Genomic DNA, 16,045 nt, shown 5'->3' with positions numbered 1-16,045 from the left:
AACAGCGTTAATGCAAACGCTTGCACAATTCTTATCAACAATATTCAAACGTCCTCAATCGGCTCCTGACATATTGTTGAACCTTCGCGGGACACTGTAACCTCAAATTAACCCTCGAGGACAACTGTAGTCCCAATTCTGGGAGTGGGCGCATATGGGAAGTTTTACCAGGATCACCGCCGGCCAGTCCGCCGAAGCAACACGCGAAGCACTTGACGCCATCCGGCTCACACCGGCCCATGACGGCTTTACGCTCATCGAAGCGATCAAACGGATCGTTCCATTTCGCAATATATTGATTTCCGGAATCGACATCCAGGGCCACGGGCCCGGAACAGGCACCCACCTGCTGAGCGATTTTCCGCCCGACTACGTCGCCGAATATTATGCCCGGCGGCTTGGCGAGGTCGATCCCCTGTTCGCCATGCTGCGCCAGGGCCGCCCCGTCAGTCGCGACAGCGAGGCCTTTGCCACACCGGAGGCGCGACGCAAGGGCCACGCCGTCCTGGACCTGCTGCGCCGGCACGATATCGTGGAACGCACCATCCTCATCGTCGCGCAGGCGGGCAAGCCCCTGGGCTCGGTCGCCGTCATCAGCGATGCGCCCCTGTCGGAAGACCAGTGCGCCCTGCTCAAGCACTTCGCCCTGTCGCTGCATGCCGAAATCTCCGCCCCTGTGCTGGGTGCGTTGAATACCGCCCTTAAGCTGACGCGCGGCGAACTGCGCTGTCTTGAACGCGCCTCCGGTGGATTGACCAGCGAGGAGATCGGCCGGGCGGAAGACTATTCCGTGGAAACCGTCAACACCTACCTGAAGTCCGCGACACGCAAGCTTGGCGCCAATAACCGTACCCAGGCCGTGGTCCAGGCCATGCGTCGCCAATTGATTCCCTAGAGTTACCCACCATGACCGACAGTTCGCAGTCCCAGCCATCCGAAGCGCCAGCGCCAGACACAGCCGATGAGAACCCTCTCACTGCGCTGGAGGCCGACGCCCGGGATTCCATCGCCAAGGCACTGCAGCTGTTTGAAAACGGGGAAAAGGAGCTCGCGGAGTTCATGTTCGAGCGGCTGCGGGAAAGGGTACGTCAGGCCGGTCCCATCGCCATGCTGGTCAGCGGCAATGAAGGCGCTGAAGAGCGAGCCGACCTTCAGTCCCTGGTCAGCGCCATTGCGGACGTCACGCGGTTGAAACCTGAAGACGACTCCGAACCCGGCGACGAAACAGAATTATAAACGCAAAAACGGCGGCCCAGAGGGACCGCCGTTTCATCGCAGCATGCCTAGAGCCTTAGAAGCTCTTCGAGACGCGGAAGTAGGCCTGACGGCCAAGATAGCCCGACTGATACTGGCTCGAGAAGGCGTAGTTGCCCAGGCGCGCCGGCGAGCCGGTGTTGTCACCCAGGCTGAGGATCGGCGGTTCTTCGTCCATCAGGTTGACGACACCGACGGTGATCGTCCAGTCCTTGGCATTGTAGCGCGCCGTCAGGTCATGCGTGATCCAGGCATCGGTCGAGTTGATGTTGATCTTGTTCGCAACATAGCTGGTTGTCACGACGCCATCTTCTTCGCGATAGCCCATGTTCGACGACTTGCCGACATAGTTCAGGGTGTAGGTGAACTGCCAGTCCTTATGCTTGAACTGGGTCTGCAGGTTGCTGACCCACTTTGGATCCGCGATCGTGCCGTTGTAGTCGATGATCGTGTCGCCCGGGAAGAGCTGGGTCTTGGACTCCTTGGTATAGGTCGACTGCAGGTCCAGGCTTAGCGTGCCGAGGTTGAACTCACGGGTATAGGAGGCCGTGATATCGAAGCCGCTTGTCAGTTCGCTCGGGATGTTGCGATAGCTGGCGTCGATCAGCGTGATGTTGAAGGACGCGTCACGCTCGAACAGGTCACAGAAACCATTGTTTGGATAGGTTTCCTGGCCGTAGCAGGCGCCGACAACACCAGGACCCGTGCTCAGGATCTGATTTTCGACATTGATGCGGAACCAGTCGACGGCGATCTTGAAGCCGGTGTTGGGCGGCGTCAGGATGAAGCCCAGCGTCGAGGCCTGTGACTCTTCCGGGTTCAGGTCGCGGCTGCCCGAATAGAAGATCTGGGCGGACGCGCCCTGGCCGGTGCCGACACCATCATAATCGTCCGGAATGCCCTCGGCGGCGCAGTTGTCGCGGACGGTCTGGCTCTTGTTCGGCGTACCGCCTTCGCTGGTACCGCCCCAGTTGATACACGGGTCAACCTGACGCTGGCTGTAGAAACCGGTTTGTTCGTTGAGGTACATTTCGTACAGCGCCGGCGCCCGGAACGAGGTGCCGTGCGTACCGCGCAGACGGACGGTGTTGTTCAGCGCCCAGTTGAAGCCGACCTTGTAGGTCCCCGCGCTGCCCACGCTATCATAGTTGGAGACGCGGCCCGACAGGTTGATCTTCAGGTCTTCGAAGAAGGGCTTGCCGGAAACAATCGGCGCTTCCAGTTCGAAGAAGGCTTCGGCAACGCTGTCCGAACCCTCGGTGATGCCCGCGCTCGAAGACCCCCACGAGTTGCTGGTGCGCGAGAATTCGCCCGGCGTGTCCTTGATCTCGTCGCGGCGGTAGCTGATGCCGAAGGCGGCGCCCAGCGGGCCAGCCGGCAACTGCCACAGATCGCCGGTGATGGTCGCTTCGGCGATGGTCTGGGTATAGGTCGTCTTGCCCTCTTCCTTGACGAAGAAGTAGTTGCGCTCGGCGTCAGTCAGCTTGCCGTTGAACAGCGCGTCCTGGGTGAACAGGTTGAGCGGCACGCAGCCCGCCGGAACGCCCTGACAGACCGGGACGTGGACGAACTGGTTTTCGTCGAAGCCGATACCGGCGAACAGGCGGTCCTGCGGGACGACGTCGTTCAGATACTTGCCGTCGCTGAGCGAGTGCGACAGGTAGGCGTCCCATGACCAGTTGTGCCAGTCACCCTTGGCGCCGATAACGCCGCGATAGACGTTGATTTCCTGGCGATCGTTCGACGGCGTCAGGAAGTACGGATAGACATAAGCGCCGCCGGCGGCGCCATTGTTCTGGTCGTACTGCGTACCGGTGCCGAACGGGTTGTTGGGCGAATTCGGGCCATAGTACGGGAAGATATAGCGGACGCCGTGCTGTTCCGACTCACGGCGGTTGATCAGCAGTTCGGAATAGAGTTCTGCCCCGTTTGCCCAATCCGGACGATACTCACCTTGCGCGAACAGGGTGAAGCGCTTGACCGGCGAAATGACGGTGACGTCGTCGTCGGAGGTCGGGTCCATTTCACGATCAGCGAACGGAACCGGACCATACCAGCCGCTGACCGGGACGCCGCCGATCGATGCCGTCGAACCGGGGCGGATTTCGCGGAAATAGGTGTTGTTGATGACCACACCGCCGACCGTATTGCCCCAGCACTTGAAGCCGCTTTCGCCGGCGCGCGTGGTGACCAGATCGGCGCGGGTGCCGTCAGAGTTATAGATATAGTCCTGCGGGCAGTCGAAATTGGCGCGCTGGCCTTGCGTCAGGGCTTCCATCTCGTACGCGCTGGCCGAGATCATCAGGTGGCCCTTGTCGAACGACTTGCCCCAGATACCCGCCAGGTTGTAGGTGTCGCCGCCGCCATGCTGCGAGATGCGGGTCGTGGCGTCGAGTTCCAGGCCTTCGAAGTTCTTGCGCGTGATGACGTTGACGACGCCGGCGACGGCGTCCGAACCGTAGATCGACGACGCGCCGTCCTTCAGGATTTCGTAGCGGTTGACCGCTGAGTCCGGAATGGTGTTCAGGTCGACGGCCCCAACCGTGCCGCTGACGCCGGCGGGCGGCATGCGGCGGCCGTTGAGCAGGACCAGCGAACGCTGGGCGCCGAGGCCGCGCAGCGAGATCGAGTTGATGCCGCCGCCGCCGTCCATGACGTAGCCGGTGAAGGTCGAGTTGACCTGGCCCGAACCGTTGGCGACCGACGAGTTCTGCAGGATTTCGGTGGCGCTGACCAGGCCGGCAGCGCTCGAGCGCTCGGCGGTGATGACAGTCACGGGCGCGGCGGAGGTGTACTCCTTGCCCTTGATGCGCGAACCAGTGATGACGAATTCGCCGGAGTCCGCAGACTCGGCGGACGTCGTATTCGGTGCTTCAGTAGGAGCGGTATCGGTTGGCGGCGTGTCCTGGGCCATGGCGGGCGCAAACCCCACCAGCGAAGTCAGAATGGTGCCGGCCAGAAGCCATTGGCGCGAAAGTCCTGTCGGTTTGGACATGATGTACTCCGGTGCATTTCAAATATACAGAGGAGCGACACTAAATCGTCACATATGAGACGGAAACACATTATTTCAGCAAGGCAACAAGTTCGTCAATTGTGTGGCGATTTTGCCGCAATTAGTCGTTGATTTTATTTACACAAACACAATTACCCCATGTGCAAATTTGCACATGGGGTAATTTATACTCTTGAACTCCCTATTGAATATTTATAGCGAACTTACTTCAGCAGTCCGCATTTTGGGCTTTTCAGGTAGGCCTCCATCAACCCCAATGTTTCGGTGTGCCACTCGGTCCGCCACGGCAGGGTGTGCCACATACCTTTGATTTCGTGATATTCGATGTCCTTTCCAGCGGCCTTCATGGCGCTGAAGAACATGCGCGAATGTTCGGTATCGGCCTGACGGTCATGATCGCCGTGGTAGAGCATGATCGGAATATTGGCCTTGTCGACATTGCGGATCGGGTCCATGCCTGCGACCGTCACACCCTGGATGTCGCGCTGCAGATGGCTGTCGCCCCACAGATTGCCGATGCGCTGGAGGCTTGAGACCCCGGCGCCGGCAATGGCACATTTATACGGGCTGTTGGGCCGGACCGAGGCCGCGATGGCCGCGAAGCCACCATAGGAATAGCCCATGATCGCCAGACGCTTCGGATCTGCGACACCATGCGACACCATGTAGGCTGCCGCATCGTCATTATCGTCCGACATCTTCTGGCCCCACTCCTTGTCGCCGGCCAGCCACAGCTTGGAGCCCCAGCCTTCTGAGCCGCGATATTGCGGCTGGATGACCGCAATGCCGCGGGTGGCGAAGAATTGCGGCCAACCTGAACCGTCCCAGGTCGCGTAGTCGCGCGCCCACGGGCCGCCATGCGGCAGGACGATCAGCGGAACCGGTCCCTGCGCCTTGGTCCAGCCCGGCGGATAGGTAATGAAGGCGGGAATTTCCAGGCCGTCGCGCGCCGCGAAGGTCACGAATTCCGGTTTGCCAAGGGTCTTGGAATCGATCCACGGCCGCTCGCCGCCCAGGCCCTGCAGCTTGCCGTCCTTGAAGAGGTAGTATTGCGGCGGCGCATCCGGCGCCTCGACCGTCACCACGCCGATGTCATAGGTATCGCCATTGACGGAGATATCGACGTGCTTGCCCGGGAAGGCAGCCTTGACCGACTTTTGGATCCCCGCCCATTTTTCATCGGTATAGATGGTGGTCGGCGCCGGCCCGCCCAGCCTGACGCCGCCAATGATCGTCTTTTTTGCCGGCCGGTCATAACGATAAACGACGCCGGTGACGTCATACTTGTCATTGGCGAACAGCGGCTCAGCGGAAAATGTCTTGCTGGCGATGTCGTAGCTATAGACCGCGGCCTTGTCCGAATTGGCGTTCGACGACACGATCAGCTTGGAGGGATCGGCGTCATAGCCCAGGATGTTCAGGGCCTTGCGCGCCTTCAGCATATAGCTCAGCGGCTCGTGATATACCCACTGTCCGGCAGCATCCTTGATATAGACCATGTACCAGAAGTCGTTATTGACCGTATCGACCTTGGCCTTGATCATCGGCTCTCCGGTCGCGAGGTCCACGCCTTCTGCAAGGTATTCGAACTCGTCGCTGCCCAGCGCCACGGTACGCGTCTTGCCAGTCGCGAGATCAAGCTCGAAAATCTTCTGGACAAAGGAGACCGGATCGACCGTCGCCATCAGCTTCTTGGTGCTGTCGTAAAGATCGTCATTGAAGATGTTGACCGACGATCCGCGCTCGAACGAGTCGCGGACATCCTTGTTCATCGTCCCGGTAATGCGGAACGGCTCCTCGATCTTGCGGCCTTCCAGGTCAGAATAATAGATCTTGCGCGTAAAGGTCGGCTTGCTGTCCGACCCCGTGATCGGCTGCTCCATCTGAAAGATGATCTTGTCGGAAGAGAAGAAGCCGACGCCCGTGATGCGATTGGTCTTCGACGGAATCCAGATCGGCTTCTTGCTGAGGTCCGTCGCATCCCAGATCGAAATAACCGGCCACTTTTCGCCCGCGACCGAAATCAGGCCGGCAATATGCTTGCCATCCGGCGAGATCGTAACGCTGGTTATCTGTTCGTACTTGGCGATGGCGTCGATCGCCAATGGTGCGGCCGGAGGTGTGTAGGACTGCGCGTGCACGCCACCGGCCACGGCCAGCATCAGGACACTGCCGCAAACGGCCGGCAGATGCCGCCAGCGTGTCTTGGCCTTCACCACTTGCACCATCGCTTTTTACTCCACCCAGAGTCGTCAAGGGAACGCTCAAAGAATGGGAAGTTATTTCTTCTGAAACCTTTGTCGAGACTGAATCAAATTTATTACGAAAAATTAATATGTGATCACTTTTTGCATATAAGTACACATGCAAATCAAGAAATTGATTACATAGAACAAATGTAAATAACGACGATATTGGCGTTATGGCGCTGGCGCCAGGCCATGCGATATTATGTACATTCCAAGTACATTTAGACAACGGACCTGAAGCACGTCTTCTACGTTATGGGGTGCGGAGATGCGCTTCTGCAGCCGGCTATGGCAGCCGGGCACTTAAATGCCTTTTTCTGATATCCAATGAGGTTTGTGTTAGACTACGACCAATAATGAGACTTGATGATTTGCCACCGCCTGATCTGTCATGCCTGCAAGGGAGCCGTGCGGCGCGAAGGGCATGCAAGCACACGCGATTTCCAGCCGACAAACGACGATTTCCACTCCGGAACAAACTCGACTTGGTCGTCCGGATGCCCGCATTCCGCTGTCTGGCGCGCTTTACTCTGCGTCCCATATCGTGGTACGCGAATTTATCAACCCCGGGGAAACAATCATGTTCGCTGTCTTCGCCTTGATTGCCGCGACCGCCGCGGCGCCGGTTGATCTTGACCTTGACGCCCTGAAGGCCGGACAGCTTCCCTCCGCCGGAACGCGCGCCGAAGCTGACACTTGCGCGGTCGAAACCCACTATACCCTGTTGGCCATGCTGCGCACCGGCAAGGCGCAGCAAGCCGCCGACAAGGTTCCGCCCATGGTCAGTTGGCAGACACGCGCGGCAGCCTTTCGTCCAATGACCGCCGCCGCCTATTCCAACGATCCGGCCTTTATCGATGCCGTCAATGCGCTTGACGGCATCGACGCCTCCGCCCATGAAACTCTGGAAGCCGCATGCATTGCGCGGTTGACGAGCGCGCAGTGAACGCAGCTGCGTTCATGAACTCTGGCGAAATTGCTGCGCACACCCATGCCTCAGGTGCGTGGCGTGACAAAGCCATTCGCGGTCAGACGCCCTTTGGCGGGATTGCGGCTTAGAGGTGCTAGCCCTGGCAGGGCCGAATGCAGCACATGCCCGCGATAGACGATCAGGCGATTGAAGACAGGCTCGGCTTCGGCGACCCGTTCGTAGTTTGCCATACCGCCCCCGGTCCGGAGTTCAGCCTTCGCTGTTTCGGCATAAAGATCACGGCGGACGGAATCGATTGCCTCAAAGCCCGTCGCTTTATGGCGGAAAAAGCCGGTGCCGCCGAACGCATCACGACTTAGGTAATGCACCATGGCCAGTTGCTGCGCATCAGGGCCGTCATGGTGCGGGATGTTCTGAATCGCCTCAGCATCAGCGGCGGCGACAGTCATCAAACCGAAATAGCCGAAATAATCGAGATAGACCGAGGGCGAAAGACCAAAGGCTGCCTGCAAGGGGCCGCGCAAGGCGGTGATGACCAGGTGATAATAGTCGTCAGGCAGGCGCGCATTCAGGCCGGGGTAACGCGTATGTTCCGGGACATAAAACTCTGCGGCGCAAGCAGCATCGATCAGGGCTTGCGGATCCGACAGCACAGTATCGACCACCATCAGGGGCTGGCGCTCTGCGCCGATGTGGCGGAGCTGAAAACGGATGTCCGGATGCAAGGTGAACCGCATCATCCGCCCTTCAGATAAGCCATCTTCAGTTCCTGCCTGAGGCGCGCCCGCACGGCCTGCGGCAGTGGCCCCAGCACGCCGCGCCGGACAGGCGGAATATGGTCGGCCGCACCCTCGCCAAAAACATAGGCGTCGAACATGGCCTGCCAGTAACGGCGCTGGCCGGGCGGCAATTCCTTGAAGGCCAGAAGCGCCGTCAGGAAGGCGTCGCTGGCGCGCTCAAGCCCCACTGCCGTATCGCCCCACCAGTAGTTGACCATGGCATTGAAGGGTTCCAGTGACGTGACGTGGTGCCACCAGTATTTCGGCATGAACAGGCAATCCCCCGGCTCCAGCCACGCCACCGATGCTGCGCCCAATGCTTCACGGAATTTGGGGAAGCGTTCGAAGTCAGGCGCCTCCGGATCGACCAGCGACAAGGGCGGCGGCGCGTCCAGCGGCCCGACATAGAGGTTGGCGACCTGCTCGGGCGGAAACAACACAAAGCGCCGCCGGCCCGCGATGACGCAGGCCAGGTTATGGTCGCGGTCATTGTGCGTCTGGGTTTTCAGCGGCCCGCCGATCCACAGCCGCGGCGGGACCTGTGGCGGCAATAAGGGGGCAGAATTGCTGCGCACAAAATCCGGCAGGTGACTGTCAAGCGGCAGCATCTGGATGGCGATAAACGGCGCCTCCGCCTGACCCATGGCAGCCGCAATCCGGTCGAGCGTTTCGCTGATCCCACTCTGGCGTTTCGAGAAGGTGAATTCGCTCAGGCCCGGCGCGTAGGTATACTGCCCGCCGGTCGCAAACGGCGCCTCCATGACCGGCGCAGGCGCGCCGCGATCCATGGCCTTCAGATATGAGATCAGACCTTGCGCCGACTGCCGCCCGGCCGCAAGCGCCGGCCAGTGATCGATCAGTCCCTTGATGACGACCGGCTGTTCCGCAGCCATGACCTCACTCCCGAAGGCCGCAACATCCATCGCATCACGCACTGCCACCTTTGGCAGGTCATCCAGGGTCATACGCTTCCCAGCCTTTTTGAATTTATTGCCTTATTCTAACACCACCACAGGCAAATCAAAGCAACGGCGAGCCATTGCATACGTATTCATACGTATTTTCCGCAATGCAAAAAGAAATCCCCTTACCTCACGGCAAGGGGATAAAAGTGTGTTGGGAAGAACAAATTACAAAGCCAGGGCTTGTAATTCAGGCATCCCGGCTGCGTCAATCAACCGGAATCTTGGGAAGTGACGAAGCAAATGCAAGCAGCCCCCTCACCGAACGTCCACCTTAGCTCCAGGCACGGAGCTATATGCGGGCATTCAATCACGCACTATAGCTACGCGCCATAAACTTTGCATGCAACACTGAATACGTATGCAAACTATGCATGACCAGTTGAATACGTATACATACTCAAGTTCAGGGTTTTTCTGACAACGCTAACACTGTAGACGTTAGGAACAACTTCTAATCTGACCGCCCAGAGCGGCGCCACACATGGGGCCACGGCCACAATGCGCTTGTCATCACTTTCTCAACTTCTGGCCCGATCCTTGTCCGTCACCACGGCGCTGCTCACCATCTGCCTGGTGTCACCAGCCGTGGCCGACGATGTGATCGCGCAGGCCTCCTCGCCCGACAGCACCTTGAGCGTGAAGGTCTATGTCAACCCGGAGGGCAAGCTGGCCTACGGCATTGAGCGCAAGGGCCAGGCGATCATCGCGCCGTCGCGCCTGGGCTTTATCCTGGCCGACAGCCCGAAACTGGACGGCCAGTTCACGCTCGACAGCCAGGAGACGTCATCGCACGACGACACCTGGGAGCAGCCTTGGGGCGAGCGCCGCTTTGTCCGCAATCGTTATAACGAGATGCGCGTCAATGTCGTGCAAAAGGCCTTTGACAATCGCCGCATGACGGTCGTCTTCCGCCTGTTCGAGGACGGCGTCGGCTTCCGCTATGAGTTCCCGGAACAGGCGCAACTGAAAAACGTCCGCATCGTCGACGAGCAGACCGAATTTGCCGTCGCCGACAATGCGACCGCGTGGTGGAACCTCGGCGGCGAGTGGAACAATCTCGAATATTCTTACAACCAAACGCCCTTGAAAGAGGTCGGCCAGGCCAACACGCCGCTGACCGTCAAGACAGACAAGGGCGTCTATATTTCCTTCCACGAAGCGGCCCTGACCGACTTCGCCTCGATGTGGCTGCGGCGGACCGAGGGCCAGACGCTGAAGGCGCACCTGACACCGGCATCGAACGGTCCAAGCGTCGAACGCCTGGCGCCGTTTCCGTCGCCATGGCGCACCCTGGTCATCACCGACAATGCACCGGCACTGTACAATTCCGACCTGATCCTTAACCTGAATGAGCCGAACAAGCTTGGCGATGTGTCGTGGTTCAAGCCCTCCAAGTACGTTGGCATCTGGTGGGAGATGCACCTCGAAAAATCGACCTGGGCGCAAGGCCCGAAGCACGGCGCCACCACCGCCAACACCAAGGCCTATATCGATTTCGCCGCAAAGAACGGCTTCCGCGGCGTGCTGGTCGAAGGCTGGAACAAGGGCTGGGACGGCCAGTGGTACGGCAGCGGCAAGGACTTCTCTTTCGTCGAATCCTACCCCGATTTCGATCTGAAGGCAGCCTCCGCCTACGGCCTGAAAAAGGGCGTGCACCTGATCGGCCACCACGAGACCGGCGGCAATATCGCGCTTTATGAATCGCAGATGGACGACGCCTACAAGCTCTATGCCGCAAACGGCGTCGACAGCGTCAAGACCGGCTATGTCACTGACGGCGGCGCGGCGCAGTTCGCGAGCACCGGCGGCGGAACGCACTACGGCTTTACCGATAGTCAGGAAGGCTCTCGTCACTATACCAAGGTGCTGGAGGTGGCGGCGAAGCACAAGATCGCCATCAACAGCCACGAGCCGATCAAGGATACCGGCCTGCGCCGCACCTATCCCAACTGGGTGTCGCGCGAAGGCGCCCGCGGCCAGGAATATAACGCCTGGGGCAATCCGGTGAACGCACCCGAGCACGAGGCCAATCTGGTCTTCACGCGCATGTTGTCGGGGCCGATGGACTTTACGCCGGGCGTGGTGAGCCTGGAAGGCAACAAGCGTGAGATCCTGTCGACCCAGGCCAAGCAGCTGGCGCTCTACGTCGTGCTCTATTCGCCGATCCAGATGGCAGCCGACCTGCCCGAGAACTACGCCAAATATCCGAAGCCCTTCCAGTTTATCAAGGACGTGCCGGTCGACTGGAGCGAAAGCAGCATGCTGGCCGGTGAAGTCGGCGACTATGCCGTCATCGCACGCAAGGATCGCCATTCGGAGGACTGGTATCTCGGCGGGATCAGCGATGATCAGTGGCGCTCAGTGGATGTGCCGCTGAGTTTCCTCGATCCGGCCAAGAGCTATACGGCGCAAATCTATCGCGATGGCGACAAGGCAGATTCGAAAGGCCCGGCGCGCTTTGATATCGTGATCGAGAGCAAGACGGTAACTGCCAAGGATACGCTGTCACTCAAAATGGCCCCCGGCGGCGGGACGGCGATAAGGTTTGTGGCTAAGAAGTAAAAGATAACACCCTCTTCGCCCTCCCTGCTTTGCGGGGAGGGGGGACCATTTGCGCAGCAAATGGTGGGCGGGGTGGCGGAAGAAGTCGCAAACCTAGCGCTTGTTGATCGTCTAGGAAAGCCCCGCCCACCGCCTACCGGCGGTCCCCCCTCCCCATAAATGGGGAGGGCGAAGTGGCTCAATTCATCCTGGACAACCCACCGCACGATTCCCGGACAACCAGTTGCGCGGGCAGGCGGATGTCACGCACGTCCTCGTTCTCGATCAGGTTGCTCAACCCATCGACCAGCACACGCGCGGCCGCTTCGGTATCCTGGCGCATGGTTGAAAGCGACGGCGACAGCGAACTGCATACCCACAGATCGTCAAAGCCGACCACCGACACATCCTGCGGCACGCGGAAACCGCGCCGATTCAAACCCTGCAACACGCCCATGGCCAGCAGGTCGCACGACGCAAAGACAGCGTCGAATTCCACGCCCTCCTCGATCATACGGCCGACCTCGTTCATGCCCTCTTCGCGCTCGAGGAAACAATCGCGATGCAGCTTCGGATCGTACTCCAAACCCGCCGCCTGGAGCGCGCGGCGATAGCCTTCGTAGCGCTCCCGGAACTCGGGATGCTCTTTCGACGACTTGCCGAAATAAGCGATGCGCTTGCGGCCCAGACGCGCCAGGTGCGCTGTGGCTTTAAACCCGCCATCCTCGTTGTCGCTGCCGATGCACAGGCGCGCGCAGTCGGGCCGGTTGACGCCCCAGACGACCCACGGATCCCCGACCTCGTTCAGATATTCGAACTTGTGCGTATAGCTCTCGAAATCCTTGCAGCCGAGGAAGATGATGCCATCGGCGCGGCGCGAAAAGCCGTAATCCGTGCCCCAGTCGTCCGACGGCTGCTGCAAGGATGTGATGATGTCATAGCCCTTCTCTCCGGCATATTGCAGTATCGAGCCGATCATCGGCAGGAAGAAGGGATTGATCGGATTTTGCGGATTGTCGAGATCGGCCGAGATCAGCACGGCCATGGTGTGGATCTTCTTCGACCGCAATTTGCGGGCGTTCGAATCCACCTTGTAATGCAGCTGTTTGGCCACGCTCAGTATGCGTTCCCGCGTCTCGTCATTGACGAGTGGCGAATGGCTGAGGGCCCGCGAAACAGTGGCCTGCGAGACCCCCGTAATCGCAGCAATATCCAATGACGTCGGTCGTTTCACGCTGTTCCTACCCTGCTTGGCACCGGCGCTTATGCGCTCTGTTCGCCGACCATAACACGAGAAATATGTCAGGGCGAACAGAAGATGCCGAGATAGTCGTCATGGCTGGGAGCGCTTTCAACCTGTTGACGGATGCCGCTGAATATACGGCGGAAATGATCCATCAAAACCTGGTCGCCGGCCAGGTCGGCGGACGGATCATAGGCCTCCGGCGCCAGGCCGTGGCCAAGCAGGACGGCATTCCAGCTGTCGGTGTCGAAGCTGTCCTCGTCGAACAAAGGCACCTGGCCCGCGACGGAGAAAGCTTCGAGCCGCTCGTACAGTTCCCGCGGCATGTCCATGCGCGCCTTTTGCCAGAAGGGCGACTGACGCCGACTGAGGGCATAGTGCGTCAGCTGGAAGTCGCGCGCACGCAGCGTCATCATACCCATCAGGCGGTTATACTCAGTGCGTTCGGGCATATGGCGGCTATCGCGCGGAAACAGGCCCAGCAGGTGCACCAGCCCAACCTGGACGGCGTGCAGCGAGACACTGTCGATGGGATCGAAGACGCAGGCTGCCTCACCGATTGCCACGACATTTCGCACCCAGGGCTGCGAGCGGCCGGGATTCAGCTTGGTGACGACGGCATTTCCGAGTGCCAGTCGCGAGGTCGCCGCCGTCCGCACGGCCTGATCATCGCCTTCGCGCTGGCTGTCGAAGGCATAGGTGACGTGCGTGGCATCCTGCGCCGCGATCATGCCTAAGGTGCCATTGTCGAGCGCCTGTATCCGCGCATACGGCGGCACAATGCGCAGGCGCGGCCCGGAAGCAGTCAGCACGCGGTCGGCGGGGAACCATTGCCGCCACGACTGGAATGGCGTTTGCAACACACCGCGCAGCAGGACGGACTCGCTGCCGCTGACGTCGACAAACAGGTCGCCGGTGATTTTTGCTGCACCCGTAGTTAGCGCAGCAATTGCGCCATCATCGCTCAATTCGGCCGCAACATGCTGGGCCGGGTGGACCGTAATCCCCTCGGCGCGCACGGCCTCAGCCAGAGCGGCGGTATAGGCCCTGGCCGGCAGGTGATAGCCGTAATCGCTACGGGCAAAGGCCGAGGTCTCATCGTCCGGGACGATAAAGCGACCCTGCTTGGCGGCGGCGGCCGTCAGCGAAAAATCCTCGAACGCCGCCCCAAGACCCTGCCGCCGCGCCCGCGTGACATAGTGCAGGAAGGACGCGCCCGTCGTGGTGATCGGGAAGCCGTGGCTGCCGTAGGGGTGGAAGAAGGCGCCATCGTCTCCCGCGAAACCCTGGAAGCTTTGGCCAAGGCTAAAGCTGCCGCGTGTCTGGCGCAGCAAGGCGTGTTCATCGAGGCCGAGTTGGCGGTGGAACGCCTCGAGTGCAGGCAGCGAGGTATAGATGTCCTCCGCCCGCATCGCGTCGGGCAGCGCCACGACTTCGACTGTTACCCCGGCAGGTTTCAGCGCACGATATAGCGCCAGAGCCGACAGCCACAGCGGCGCATCACGGCCGACGGTAACGACCTTTGAGACCATTACGCTACCTCCATACGCGCTGGCGCGAAGCTTGCCAGAGTCGCTTCATGCGTCGGTAATGCTGCAACCTGATCGTGGATACGGGTGTGCAGCATTTCCAGCTTTTCGGCCAGCAGATCGATCGGCAGGGCATCGGCCATGCGGTCGTAGCCCGTCGGCAAGACGTCCTGGCCCATATAGACGGCCAGCCACGAGGGCGGCGAGAACAGGCCATTGCGATAAGCTTCGATATAGCCGCGATGACGGAACATTTCGATGCGACCCGTCAGGCTGTCGGGCAGCGCCATGTCGCGCACATGCTGCCAAAGCGGCTCTTCACGCGCGGTAGCCCGATAGTGCAATATCAAAAAGTCGCGAATGCTGTCGTAGAGGGTGTCGACCGAGCGGTTGAAGGCGCCTTGCGAACGCGGATCGTCGGGCCGGCCGCCCAGATAGTGCTTCAGGTTTTCGATCGCCGCCTGGACGAGATAGATGCTGGTCGATTCCAGCGGCTCCAGAAAACCCGACGCCAGGCCGACCGCGACCACGTTATGCGACCACGAGCGTGTCCTGCGACCGGCGCGAAAGCGCAGCAATCTGGGATCCATCAATGGCGTGCCGTCGAGATTGGCCAGAAGCACGTCGCGCGCCCGGTCTTCGGACGTAAAGGCATTGGAAAAGACATAGCCGTTGCCGGTGCGATGCTGCAAAGGAATGCGCCATTGCCATCCGGCTTCGCGCGCAGTGGCACGGGTATAGGGCGTGATCGCGCCGGTCCCTGCCGTGGGCACCGCAAAGGCCCGGTCGCACGGCAACCATGTGGTCCAGTCCTCCCACGGGCCGTTCAGCGTCTTGCCGGCGATCAGGCTGACAAAGCCCGAGCAGTCGAGGAACATGTCGCCAGTAACCACCGCGCCTGACGCCAGCCGTAAACCCGTGACATTGCCTCTTTCGGCATTTTGCTGCACCTCGGTGACGCGGCCTTCGGTGCGCTTGACGCCGCGTTTGGTCGCAAAATCGCGCATGAAACCGGCATAGAGCGCCGCGTCGAAATGGTAGGCATAGGCGAAGGTCGACTTGACCGACGACGGATCGGTGTCGGGAAAGGCAAAACGCCCGGCCCGCGCCGCCGCAATGGCAAAACTATATTCCTCAAGCGGCGCCACCGGCACCCCGGCCTGCTTAGCGCGCAGCCAGTGATGCTGAAACCCGATCCCGGCCCAGTTCTGGCCGAAGGTCCCGAAGGGATGGATATAACTCTCGCGGCCCCAACCGGCGAACTCGATCCCCAGCTTGAACGTGGCCTGGGTGCGGCGCATGAACTCGGCCTCATTGATCCCGAGGCTGTCATTGAATGCCTTGATATGCGGCAGGGTCGCTTCGCCGACGCCGACGGTTCCGATCTCGTCGGATTCGACCAGTTCGACGCTAAACCGGCGCGTGGCGACCAGCGCACTCAGCGACGCCGCACACATCCAGCCTGCGGTTCCGCCACCAAGAATAACGATCTTCATTGCAACATGACCCTGCAAAAAGAAAAGGGCGCGCTGCAAAAC

Annotated in this window: 11 protein-coding genes; 4 read left to right on the top strand and 7 right to left on the bottom strand. The window is 60.3% G+C overall.

Annotation, left to right across the window (positions count from 1 at the left end; all coding sequences use genetic code 11):
- Nucleotides 1-154: 154 nt before the first annotated feature.
- Both AC1DON_RS06030 and AC1DON_RS06025 read left to right on the top strand, forming a co-directional pair.
- The gene (locus AC1DON_RS06030; RefSeq protein ID WP_476933851.1) at nucleotides 155-895 is read left to right on the top strand and encodes a helix-turn-helix transcriptional regulator; all 741 of its coding nucleotides are present in this window, start codon (nucleotides 155-157) and stop codon (nucleotides 893-895) included.
- Nucleotides 896-906: 11 nt separating this feature from the next.
- Nucleotides 907-1,236: a hypothetical protein gene (locus tag AC1DON_RS06025; protein WP_476933850.1), complete on the top strand. Its 330-nt coding sequence runs from the start codon at nucleotides 907-909 to the stop codon at nucleotides 1,234-1,236.
- Between the two features lie 55 nt (nucleotides 1,237-1,291).
- Here AC1DON_RS06025 and AC1DON_RS06020 read toward each other — a convergent pair whose 3' ends face one another.
- Both AC1DON_RS06020 and AC1DON_RS06015 read right to left on the bottom strand, forming a co-directional pair.
- Nucleotides 1,292-4,249, bottom strand: coding sequence for a TonB-dependent receptor domain-containing protein (locus AC1DON_RS06020; protein ID WP_476933849.1), 2,958 nt, complete (start codon nucleotides 4,247-4,249; stop codon nucleotides 1,292-1,294).
- Nucleotides 4,250-4,473: 224 nt separating this feature from the next.
- A complete protein-coding gene (locus AC1DON_RS06015; protein WP_476933848.1) occupies nucleotides 4,474-6,498 on the bottom strand; it encodes an alpha/beta hydrolase family protein in 2,025 nt (674 codons plus the stop codon).
- Nucleotides 6,499-7,099: 601 nt separating this feature from the next.
- Between AC1DON_RS06015 and AC1DON_RS06010 the strand changes: the two genes are divergently transcribed.
- Complete coding sequence (locus AC1DON_RS06010; protein WP_476933847.1) at nucleotides 7,100-7,465, top strand: hypothetical protein; 366 nt, start codon at nucleotides 7,100-7,102, stop codon at nucleotides 7,463-7,465.
- Between the two features lie 50 nt (nucleotides 7,466-7,515).
- Here AC1DON_RS06010 and AC1DON_RS06005 read toward each other — a convergent pair whose 3' ends face one another.
- Both AC1DON_RS06005 and AC1DON_RS06000 read right to left on the bottom strand, forming a co-directional pair.
- Entirely contained in the window at nucleotides 7,516-8,187 is a 672-nt protein-coding gene (locus tag AC1DON_RS06005; protein ID WP_476933846.1) for a DUF6445 family protein, read from the bottom strand.
- Complete coding sequence (locus AC1DON_RS06000; protein ID WP_476933845.1) at nucleotides 8,187-9,194, bottom strand: cupin-like domain-containing protein; 1,008 nt, start codon at nucleotides 9,192-9,194, stop codon at nucleotides 8,187-8,189. Before AC1DON_RS06000 ends, AC1DON_RS06005 begins: the two co-directional genes overlap by 1 nt.
- 537 nt (nucleotides 9,195-9,731) lie before the next feature.
- On the opposite strand from AC1DON_RS06000, the gene AC1DON_RS05995 reads away from it, so the two are divergent.
- Nucleotides 9,732-11,756, top strand: coding sequence for a glycoside hydrolase family 97 protein (locus AC1DON_RS05995; RefSeq protein ID WP_476933844.1), 2,025 nt, complete (start codon nucleotides 9,732-9,734; stop codon nucleotides 11,754-11,756).
- A 178-nt stretch (nucleotides 11,757-11,934) separates the two neighbouring features.
- Here the strand turns inward: AC1DON_RS05995 and AC1DON_RS05990 are convergent, their stop codons facing one another.
- The 3 genes from AC1DON_RS05990 to AC1DON_RS05980 form a co-directional block, all read right to left on the bottom strand.
- Nucleotides 11,935-12,969, bottom strand: coding sequence for a LacI family DNA-binding transcriptional regulator (locus tag AC1DON_RS05990; RefSeq protein ID WP_476933843.1), 1,035 nt, complete (start codon nucleotides 12,967-12,969; stop codon nucleotides 11,935-11,937).
- Nucleotides 12,970-13,037: 68 nt separating this feature from the next.
- The gene (locus AC1DON_RS05985; protein ID WP_476933842.1) at nucleotides 13,038-14,510 is read right to left on the bottom strand and encodes a tryptophan 7-halogenase; all 1,473 of its coding nucleotides are present in this window, start codon (nucleotides 14,508-14,510) and stop codon (nucleotides 13,038-13,040) included.
- Entirely contained in the window at nucleotides 14,510-16,003 is a 1,494-nt protein-coding gene (locus tag AC1DON_RS05980; RefSeq protein ID WP_476933841.1) for a tryptophan halogenase family protein, read from the bottom strand. The genes AC1DON_RS05985 and AC1DON_RS05980 overlap by 1 nt, the downstream gene beginning before the upstream one ends.
- Nucleotides 16,004-16,045 lie beyond the last annotated feature (42 nt).

This window comes from Asticcacaulis sp. P4_H10, assembly GCF_056400965.1.
The sequence above is the reverse complement of the archived record's forward strand: the minus strand, read 5'-3'. Positions and strand labels throughout refer to the sequence as shown.